The organism is Lelliottia sp. RWM.1 (assembly GCF_016859735.1).
Classification (GTDB): domain Bacteria; phylum Pseudomonadota; class Gammaproteobacteria; order Enterobacterales; family Enterobacteriaceae; genus Enterobacter.
This window is the reverse complement of sequence record NZ_WLVC01000075.1, coordinates 1-9446: the sequence shown is the minus strand read 5'-3', so window position 1 is coordinate 9446 and position 9446 is coordinate 1. Positions and strand designations below refer to the sequence as shown.

Sequence of the window (9446 nt, the reverse complement as noted above, 5' to 3'; positions counted from 1 at the left end):
GGTAAGCAGAGTTTTTGAAATGTAAGGCCTTTGAATAAGACAAAAGGCTGCCTCATCGCTAACTTTGCAACAGTGCCCTGATTGTCACCAAACTTGACCGTCTGGGTCGTAATGCGATGGATATCCGAAAAACAGTAGAGCAACTGGCGGCTTTAGATATTCGCGTTCATTGTCTCGCACTCGGAGGCGTTGACTTGACCAGTCCGGCCGGAAAAATGACTATGCAGGTAATTTCTGCTGTAGCGGAGTTTGAGCGGGATTTGCTGCTTGAGCGAACGTATTCAGGTATTGCGAGGGCAAAAGCGGCTGGAAAACGCTTCGGTCGCCCCCCCATCCTGAGCGAGGAACAAAAGCAAACAGTGACAGAGCGCCTAAATGCTGGCATCAGTATCAGTGCTATTGCCCGGGAATTTAATACCACCCGCCAGACTATCCTTCGGGTAAAGGCTGGATTGCTGCAAGAGTGAGCGGCTGGGAAGATTATAAAAAAATCAAATGGTTATTATGAAATAAAACAGCCTGCTGGGTTCTTTTCCCCCTATTTTTTATAAAAGAGTAGACAAAAGAGGTTCGCGACACTAATCTACCAACTAGATGATTGGTGCTGGTTACACCAGCTATACCTTTTATCAAGAAATTACAGGAGCCATTATGTCTACTACCGTTAAACCTTCTGCAGACGCAGCTGCGATCCACAATACCCGTGAAGCAGTTCGCAGCCAGCCTGGCCTGGGTAACCTGACTTTCCAGATGAAAGCCCGTTCCAGCGGCGGATTAACCGTTCGCACAGAGACCGGCGCCACAATCCAGAACGGCGTTATCGATACCAGCCGTGTGGGGAAATTTTCTAATATCGGTGATGAACCCGCAGGTTTACTCGGCACCGATACCGGCATGAGCCCGACTGAATACATCATGCAGGCGCTGGCTGGCTGTTATACCGCCACCCTTACCATGATGGCTGCTGAAAAAGGGATCGACCTGGACGGTATCGAGCTGGATCTTAATTTCGATATCAACCTCAACGGCTTCCTTGGGCTGGACAGCAACGTGCGTAAAGGTGCGAAATCTATTCGCGTCGATGTTCACCTTACGAGCAAGACCGCCAGTCGCGAGGAGTTAGAAGCGCTGGTCAGCGAAATGCAAAAGAATTCGCCAATCCACGATACTCTGGCTAATCCGGTTGAAATGATTACACGCCTGGCGTGATGTCAGAGATGTAATGCTGCCATTCAGAATGCAGGATGGCAGTGACGTTCAGCTCTGCACGATACTGAGTCAGTGATACAACTTGCTACGGAAAAATAGCAACAATATAATCTATCAACTAGTAGATTATATGGAGTAATTATGACAACCATGACACGGGAACGGCTGCTCAGCGAAGCAGAACACCTGATGCGCGAAAAAGGGTATTCAGTATTCAGCTATGCTGATTTATCAAAAATAGTGGGTATCACCAAGGCCAGTATTCATCACCATTTCCCGACCAAAGATATTCTGGGTGAGCAGGTGGTAATACAGGCGTTCTCTGATACACAACGCGTATTTGAGCAGATAGAGGCGACTGAGAAAAGCGCGGAGAGAAGAATTGCGGCTTACATCGATATCTTCGCGCAAAGCCATAAAGCTTCGCTACTGCCACTGTGTTGTGCGTTGTCAGCAGAGACCGCCAATCTGCCTCAGGCAATTACTGTACAGACATCACTTTATTTCGATATGCAAATCGAGTGGCTCACAAAAGTCGTCAGGGCGGGCATGGAGTCAGGTGAGTTTTCATCCCATGCCGAACCATCAGATATTGCTTTGATGATCATTAATGTCTGTGAAGGCTCAAGCGTAGTGGCGCATGCAACGGCCAGACCCGAAGTCTTCGCCAACAGCCTTAAGTATATAAAACTGCTTCTTAATACCCCTCATTCAGGAGAATGACACTATGCTGGACTGGAACAACTATCGCTCAGAGTTAATGCAACGTTTAGGCGAGTTGGGCAAACTGACCCCCGAGACCATGAAAGGCGTGGTTGCCCTGGGCAACGCAGGTAACAAAACTGACCTTTTGGGCGCAAAAGTGCGTGAACTCATTGCCCTGGCGTGCGCAGTCACAACCCACTGCGACGGCTGTATTGCTTTTCACGCCGACGCCGCTGTGAAAGCCGGTGCAACCGACGCTGAAATTGCTGAAGCGCTGGGCGTGGCGATTAACCTCAACGCTGGCGCGGCGGTCATTTATTCAGCCCGCACTCTGGATGCCGTCGGTCAGGCACGCGGTTAAGCATTAATAAATTCCACGTTAAAAGGGCATTACTGCCCTTTTTTTATGTCCGCAATAGCCTGAGCATATACCGATGCAGGTTTCACACCCGGTATGCGTTTAACTAATTGCCCTTCATGAAATATCAGCACAGACGGCAGCCCCCAGATCTCGTATTTGGTTGTCAGCACCGGCGCCTGATCTACATTGACTTTCCCCACCTGAATATCTCTATCGAGCCGGTCTGCAAACTGACTGAACATTTCTTCGCTGGCCTGACAGGGCGGACACCAGGGTGCAGAGAAACGTACCACCGATATTCCGTTGTACTGCTCTATCTGGCGGAAATTATCTTCGTTATAAGCTGTTAATGTACGCATGGTGATGACCTCGCAAAATGAGTGACAATTCAGAAATGGCTGCGTTATGACAAAAAAATACGACACAGCCATTGACCTACCTACTAGATGGTTGGTATATTGCCACCCATCAGATGTTTATGCAACTCCAGTGCGCGACGTCCAGTCGATGATACTGCCGGGCTGTGCAAATCCCTGCCGGGATACTCCTTTTTGTTTTTTGTGAGGTATACGATGAGTAAGCTTTTCACCCCCTACAATCTGTCTGGCCTGGCGTTAAAAAACCGTGTAGTCATGGCACCGATGACCCGCACCCGCACCATGAATGACGTGCCGGATGAGGTCGTGGCTTTGTACTATGCACAGCGTGCTTCTGCTGGCCTGCTCATCACCGAAGGGATGCCGGTTTCAGAAGAAGGCCGGGGTTACCTTTATACCCCTGGTATCTACAACGACGAACACGTCCAGGGCTGGCGTAAGGTGACACAAGCGGTTCACGCCAAAGGTGGCCGTATTTTCGCGCAGCTCTGGCACGTCGGCCGTATGTCTCACGTCTCTCTTCAGCCAGGCCACATAGCGCCGGTTTCAGCGGGCACCGTTCAGGCGGTCAATACCACCGTTTTTGCGCTGACCGAATCCGGAGAACCGGGCCCGGTTGTACCAAGCCAGCCACGCGCGCTGGAAACGCATGAAGTTAAACGCATCACTGCAGACTTCGTGCACTCCGCACGCCTGGCGATGGAAGCCGGCTTTGACGGCGTGGAAATCATGGCGGCAAACGGATTCATCTTTGACCAGTTCCTCAGTAGCGAACTGAACACCCGCACCGACGAATACGGCGGCTCGGTGGAAAATCGTCAGCGTTTCCTGCTGGAGACCATTGACGCCGTGGCGGAAGCCGTGGGTAACAGCCACGTTGCCGTGCGCCTGTCACCGTTCGGCCGCATTTATGACCTCGCGCCGTATGAAGGTGAAGAGCAAACCTGGTCAGCCATCACCGACGCGCTCGGTCAGCGGGAACTGGCCTACGTACACCTTTACTATCAGCCGGTGTACATCAAAGCGCCACTTCCGGAAGGCTTCCGCCGCCGTTTTCGCAACACGTTTAAAGGCACCATCATCGCTGCCGGCGGTTTTACCCGTGATATCGCAGAGCAGGCTCTGGAAGATGATGAGCTGGATCTGGTGGCATTTGGTGTGCCCTACATCGCTAACCCGGATCTGGTTGAAAGAATGCAAAACGGCTGGCCACTGGCAGAAAGTGACCGCGCCACCTACTACGGCGTCAGTGGTTCCCCGGAAAAAGGCTATACCGATTACCCGGTCTGGCAGGCGCAATAAATCCCATACGGTCGCGGTTCTCTGATAAGTGAGATCCGACCGCCCAACGTCTTTGAGGAATCATTATGCAAACGCTGAAACCCACCCTTACCATCGATATCTGGTCAGATTTGGTCTGCCCGTGGTGCTGGATTGCTAAAAAAAGATTTGAACAGGGTCTGAATCGCTTTGAATTTCGCGACCAGGTGGTGATCCGCCATCACAGCTACCGTCTGGCCGGTGGTACTCCCGCGATGCCTTTTAAGGATGCCATCGTTAAAAAGCTGGGCAGTCAGCATTCAGCGGAGCTGATGATGAATCAGGTGGGCACCGCCGGTAAATCTGAAGGTCTGATCTACAACTTCGACGGCATGATGTTTGGTGATACAGAAGATGCACACACCCTGCTGGTTGCCGCGCGTAAGGCCGGAATTGCGGACACGGTGGAAGAACGTTTTTATCATGGCAGTATCACCGAAGGTCGCTCTCTCTTTGACCGTCAGCAGCTCGTTGCCATGGCCGTAGAAGCCGGTATGCCGAAAGCTGACGCTGAAGCCGCCCTGGAAAATGACGATTTTCGCGCCACCGTTTCCGACGATGAAGCCCACGCACAGTCTATTGGCCTCAGCGGCGTTCCGGTTTTTGTGATGAACGAAAAATATGCCATCAGCGGGGCTCAGGCAGCAGATAACTTTTTGAATGCCCTGCGTCAGGTCTGGGATGAACAGCAAACCGAATTTTCAGCCACTGCGGGTCAGACCTGCGGAACGGATGGCTGCAGTATTTAATCCGTCAACCGCCGGCAGTTTCACGCTGCCGGCAACGTCTTACCCACCAGTAATGGAGTCAGAAAATGAACACTTTTTTCAAAGGTAAAAAACTGCTCGTCGTCGGCGGTACCAGCGGCATGGGCCTGGCCGTGGCACGCATGGTACTGGAAGCGGGCGGCAGTGTCGTGCTGACCGGGAATAAAAAAGACAAAGCCGAAGCGGTGCAAAAAGAACTGAGCCCTCTGGGACCGGTTGCGGTCATCGCGGCGAACCTGATGACCGAAGAAGGTATGGAAACTATCCGTCAGGAAATTAATGCTCACCATCGCGATATCAGCCTGATGGTGAATGCCGCCGGTATCTTCATGCCCAAAGGATTTACCGAGCACAGCTTTGCCGATTATGACATGTATCTTTCGCTGAACCGAGCCACGTTCTTTATTACACAGGATGTCGTGAAGAACATGCTCGCCGCGAAGCTCGAAGGGTCTATCGTCAACGTCGGTTCGATTGGTGCTCAGGCTGCACTGGGTGACTCGCCGGCCTCGGCCTATTCAATGGCAAAAGCGGGTCTGCATGCCCTGACGCGTAATCTGGCGATTGAGCTGGCCAGCGCGGGTATTCGTGTCAACGCGGTGTCTCCCGGGATTGTTCATACGCCGATATACGAAGGCTTCATGGACAAAGCGGATATCGCAGATGCTATGAAGTCGCTGAACGATTTCCACCCGCTGGGACGCGTCGGAACTGCCGAAGATGTGGCAAACACTATTCTCTTCCTGTTGTCTGACAAAACCTCATGGGTGACGGGCGCTATCTGGGATGTCGATGCGGGCATCATGGCGGTCAGACGATAACCCCGTGACGCTGGCATAAGCCGCCCCTTAAGGGCGGCATTTTTTTGTCGCCAGACATGTCATCAGCAGGCTTCACTAAGAATATTCACGACCTGTTCATCCGTGCCTTTTGTGTTCCCGGCACAGGGTGTTATGCCGGGTTCTGACGACATCCTGACAGGACAAAACGGCCAGAGAGAAAGGGGTTATACACGATGAGGAGCCGGTATCCGCAGTACCTGTGAAATTCTTTTCATCCCTGCTGTCAGCATACTCCGTGGGCAGGCCAGATTTAACCGGATATATCCGTCCCCATTGTCGACAAACAGCAAGCCCCCTTCAAGAAGGACCCCTGACTCCCGGGCAAAATACAGCGATAAATCCTCACCTGCGGTGTCGGGCAGGTAGCGGCTAATATCTATCCAGGCCAGATATGTCCCTTCGGGGATCGAGAACCTGGTTTCGGGTAAATAGCTTTTGAGATAGTCGTGCAGGTACTGGAAATTGCCGTCAATATATTCCCTCAGATGGACAAGCCAGTCATCACATTCACTCCACGCCGCTTTGTTTGCTGCCAGGCTCAGTGGAGAGATGAACTCGTCGTGTCTGAGACGCCACTCGCTTCTGACACCGGGATCCGGAATAATGATATTTGCCAACAAATTCCCGGCCAGATTGAATGTTTTACTCGAGGACATGCAGGTAATAATGCGTGTAGAATCAGGGAAAAGAGAGGCGGCCGGTGTATGACCGATACCGCTTCGGGACAGGTCGCAGTGAATTTCGTCAGATATCACCCAGATGTCATTGGCCAGGCAAATTTCAATAATCCGCTTAAGTTCATCAGGCCGCCAGACTCGTCCGGTCGGGTTATGCGGATTACACAGGAAAAGAATTTTCACACGTAAATCGGCCTGACTGGCTTTGCGTGCAAAGTCTTCCCAGTCAGGTTCCCAGCCGCCTGCTGATTTTTTTAACGCCGAGTACACCACGCGACGCTGACTGTATTCACCCGCCTTTTTAAACGGGCCATATGAAGGCGTCATAATAAGAATACTGTCATCCATGTCGGTCAGAAGCGGGACGAGACGGTTCAGCGCGGGAATAATGCCCGGAGACAGCACAATGTCTTCCGTTTTGAAACGGTGACCATATTGTCGCTCACACCAGCTGCCAAAGATCTCATAGTATTCTTCGTCGTAGATTTTAGTGTAGCCGAGTATTTTTCTATCCAGACGGTCTCTGATGGCCTGAAGAATCGGCTCTGGTGTGGCAAAAGCCATGTCAGCAACCCAGAGGTTGATTAGCCCTTCTGCCGGATACCGCATTGCAAATTCGGACTGTCCCGAAAACAGGTATTCCCGCCAGCCGTCCACGGTGAGACTGTCTGTTTTCTCTCTGCTTACGTACTCATCAAAATCATATTTCATTTCATAAACCTGCCTTAGGTGTAGTCAGAAACGTCGACCTCAGTATTACTGTCAGTCTGATGCCGGAGCGGGAAAACTGGCTCGTGTGATTAACATAAGAGAATCATCACAACTGCATGAATTAATTGCGTTATTAAGGTTCTCTCGCCTTTGTCATCGACTGACGGGGGGATTTCTCGCGTGTCACCATCACAATGCCAGTCAGCACCGCCAGGGCAGAAAATATCGTTCTGACCGTCAGTGATTCATCCAGGAATACCACACCCCCTAGCATTGCCAGACAGGGAACGCTGAGCTGAAGGGTACTGGCGGTGATAGAGCCGAGAGAGGGTAAAAGGGTATACCACAATACATATGCACCGGCTGAGGCGGCGGCACCGGACAGCAATGACAAAGCAATGCCCGCAGCATCATAGTGACCCTGCTTCATAAACAGCAACGAAAGAGCGAGAGCCATCGGCGTGGCGAGTACAAAATTTGCCGCCGTTGAAGCCCCGGCCGCCTGGCCCGCCCTCCCCCTGACGGAATAGGCGGCCCAGGCTAATCCGGCAACGATCATCATAAGTGCACTGTAAAGCGGCGGTGCCTTCGCCCCGGGTAACAGCAGGGCAGCAATTCCTGCCAGAGCAATAACTAAACCGCAAGCCCGCATAACGGAGAGTGATTCCCCTTTAAATAATCCGTGGATCACCATCGCAAACTGTACGGCACCAAAAAGTAACAGCGCACCTGCCCCGGTATCGAGATGGATATAGGCGACAGAGAAGAGCACTGCGTACACCATGAGGTAAAATCCGCTCAGCGGACGCCACAGCGATAATGTAGTTTTTGCGTGATAAAACAAGAAAGGTGACAGGACGAGTGCACCACTGGCCAGCCTGAGGCTGCTGAATGAAAGGGGATCAATGTGGCCTCCCTGCAGGGCCAGACGGCACAGAATAGAGTTTGCAGCAAACGCCAGCATTGCCAGGGATATTTTAAGAATGAGCGCGCAATTGGCCATTCAGTGAGACCTCATAAAATTCTTGTAAACTACCATCTAGTTGGTAGCATAGCGTAAGTGATCACCGAACAGGAAGCAATAATCAGCTTTCAAACTGGAAGGTGAGGACAGGCATTCGGAATGAATTCTGTTTCACATCCCCAGTAGAGGAAGGAAAACGCGTAATGCCAGATGCAGAGCAGAAGATTATTTTTCCCTGCGATCAAACATATGAAATCAGTTTAAGACCTGGAATATCCTATGAAAAAACTAAAATTTACGTTCAAAAATGCGGCTGGTGAAGAACTGGCCGGATTGCTTGAACTTCCTGAAAATCCTAAAGCGTTTGCGCTGTTAGCTCATTGTTTTACGTGTGGCAAAGACCTCAAAGGCGCGGCGCGTATTGCGCGGAAACTGACAGAGAATGCTATCGCCGTTCTCCGGTTTGATTTTACTGGTCTGGGAAACAGCGAAGGGGATTTTTCCAACACCAACTTCTCATCCAATATTTCGGACCTGCTTTGCGCGGTAGATTATCTCCGCCGACAGTACGAAGCGCCTTCTTTGCTCATCGGCCATAGCCTGGGGGGATCGGCCATTCTGTCTATTGCCGGCGAAGTTCCTGAGGCAAAGGCCGTTGTCACCATAGGATCACCCGGAGAACTGACACACGTAAAACGTCTTTTTAAGGATGATGTTGAAAACATTAACCAGCATGGAGCCTATCCCGTTGAGCTGGCCGGGCGGGTATTTACCTTAAAGAAACAGATGCTGGACAATATTCAGGAACACAAAATCGCTCATAAGGTGTTCGCCATGAACAAGCCTCTGCTTATTTTTCATGCGACTGAAGATGATACTGTGTTAATTGAGCAGGCCGAAAAAATATTCAAAGCAGCAAAGCATCCCAAGAGTTTCATTTCGTTGGGTAAGGCGGATCACCTTCTGACTCATGCTCAGGATGCTGAATACGTTGCCGATATCATTATATCGTGGAGCGAATGTTACCTATAAACAGAGTAAATGCGTTCAAACTCGTAGCGCAGAGGGCGATTTTCTGCAGAGATCGGACGCTGTTTATGCTGGACTGATTTTGCGATAAAGGCTTAGGCCGATGCATACAGGCGGGGCTGAATAAGGGTGAGGCCCTTGGGCGAGCATCCTTCATGCACCGGCTGAATGAAATCAGGGATCTGGGGGTGGGAGGATCAGCGTTACCACGCCACCGGCGCTGACACTACATACGGCGGCGATAACACTCTGGAATACGGTTTATATAGAAAGAACCATTGAGCCGCTTAAGCAAAAAGGAGTCCCTGTTAATGAACTGCTGGTCTCTCATCCTTCTCCACTGCTGTACAAAATATAGTCTTAGCGTGGGATAATTAATGAGATGGTCACTCCCTCCTTCCCGGTATTATGCTGAGGACAGGCTTTCATTCGGAGAACTATCATGGAAAACATTGCGCTCATTGGTATCGATCTGGGTAAAAAC

General features: G+C 51.0%; 10 protein-coding genes and 2 pseudogenes. 9 read left to right on the top strand and 3 right to left on the bottom strand.

All coding sequences use genetic code 11. From position 1 onward, the window contains the following. Positions 1-77: 77 nt before the first annotated feature. The 4 genes and pseudogenes from GF617_RS25700 to GF617_RS25685 all read left to right on the top strand — a co-directional run. Positions 78-467 (top strand): annotated as a pseudogene (locus GF617_RS25700) (recombinase family protein); the annotation flags it as partial. Positions 468-651: 184 nt separating this feature from the next. Further along, complete coding sequence (locus GF617_RS25695) at positions 652-1209, top strand: OsmC family protein (protein ID WP_000108589.1); 558 nt, start codon at positions 652-654, stop codon at positions 1207-1209. 141 nt (positions 1210-1350) lie between these two features. Next, a complete protein-coding gene (locus GF617_RS25690) occupies positions 1351-1932 on the top strand; it encodes a TetR/AcrR family transcriptional regulator (protein ID WP_020277920.1) in 582 nt (193 codons plus the stop codon). 4 nt (positions 1933-1936) lie between these two features. Continuing rightward, on the top strand, positions 1937-2275 hold the full coding sequence (locus GF617_RS25685; RefSeq protein ID WP_021242988.1) for a carboxymuconolactone decarboxylase family protein: 339 nt from the start codon (positions 1937-1939) through the stop codon (positions 2273-2275). 29 nt (positions 2276-2304) lie between these two features. On the opposite strand, the gene GF617_RS25680 is transcribed toward GF617_RS25685, so the two are convergent. Next, complete coding sequence (locus tag GF617_RS25680) at positions 2305-2634, bottom strand: co-chaperone YbbN (protein WP_021242987.1); 330 nt, start codon at positions 2632-2634, stop codon at positions 2305-2307. Between the two features lie 213 nt (positions 2635-2847). On the opposite strand from GF617_RS25680, the gene GF617_RS25675 reads away from it, so the two are divergent. The 3 genes from GF617_RS25675 (at position 2848) to GF617_RS25665 (ending at position 5560) form a co-directional block, all read left to right on the top strand. Further along, complete coding sequence (locus GF617_RS25675) at positions 2848-3954, top strand: alkene reductase (RefSeq protein WP_021242986.1); 1107 nt, start codon at positions 2848-2850, stop codon at positions 3952-3954. Positions 3955-4019: 65 nt separating this feature from the next. After that, complete coding sequence (locus GF617_RS25670) at positions 4020-4721, top strand: DsbA family oxidoreductase (protein ID WP_020277918.1); 702 nt, start codon at positions 4020-4022, stop codon at positions 4719-4721. 65 nt (positions 4722-4786) lie between these two features. Next, positions 4787-5560 carry an SDR family NAD(P)-dependent oxidoreductase gene (locus GF617_RS25665; protein WP_004729618.1) on the top strand — a complete coding sequence of 258 codons (774 nt, stop codon included), beginning with the start codon at positions 4787-4789 and terminating at the stop codon, positions 5558-5560. Between the two features lie 185 nt (positions 5561-5745). On the opposite strand, the gene GF617_RS25660 is transcribed toward GF617_RS25665, so the two are convergent. Next, entirely contained in the window at positions 5746-6969 is a 1224-nt protein-coding gene (locus tag GF617_RS25660; protein ID WP_023287190.1) for a MalY/PatB family protein, read from the bottom strand. Between the two features lie 133 nt (positions 6970-7102). Then, positions 7103-7972, bottom strand: coding sequence for a DMT family transporter (locus GF617_RS25655; protein ID WP_001567390.1), 870 nt, complete (start codon positions 7970-7972; stop codon positions 7103-7105). Between the two features lie 240 nt (positions 7973-8212). Here GF617_RS25655 and GF617_RS25650 point away from each other — a divergent pair, with 240 nt between their 5' ends. Both GF617_RS25650 and GF617_RS25645 read left to right on the top strand, forming a co-directional pair. Beyond that, the gene (locus GF617_RS25650; RefSeq protein ID WP_004729622.1) at positions 8213-8965 is read left to right on the top strand and encodes a S9 family peptidase; all 753 of its coding nucleotides are present in this window, start codon (positions 8213-8215) and stop codon (positions 8963-8965) included. Between the two features lie 26 nt (positions 8966-8991). Next, positions 8992-9305 (top strand): annotated as a pseudogene (locus GF617_RS25645) (Tn3 family transposase); the annotation flags it as partial. Between the last annotated feature and the right edge of the window lie 141 nt (positions 9306-9446).